Raw genomic sequence first — 307 nt, forward strand, 5'->3', positions numbered from 1 at the left:
AACAGCTAGTAAGATATAAAACGTTGCTGCTCGAGAGGGAGCAGCGAGGTAGTACCTTGAAAACTGAACAAGAAATCGCAAAGTGTGCGGGTTAGAGATAACCCAAGCAAAGAGCGAAGTCAATTCGCAAGCAATAAAGGAATGAGCAATCATTCAAACGTCATGATAAAAATGAGAGTTTGATCCTGGCTCAGGACGAACGCTGGCGGCGTGCCTAATACATGCAAGTCGAGCGAGCTTGCCTTTAGAAGTTCTTCGGAATGGACAAAGATACAAGCGAGCGGCGGATGGGTGAGTAACACGTGGG

General features: G+C 46.9%; 1 rRNA gene. It reads left to right on the forward strand.

Going from position 1 to position 307, the window contains the following annotated elements:
- Positions 1 to 167: 167 nt before the first annotated feature.
- Positions 168 to 307, forward strand: a 16S ribosomal RNA gene (locus KI210_RS08600); the annotation flags it as partial.

The sequence above is a fragment of the Lactobacillus corticis genome (assembly GCF_018327645.1).
GTDB lineage: Bacteria > Bacillota > Bacilli > Lactobacillales > Lactobacillaceae > Lactobacillus > Lactobacillus corticis.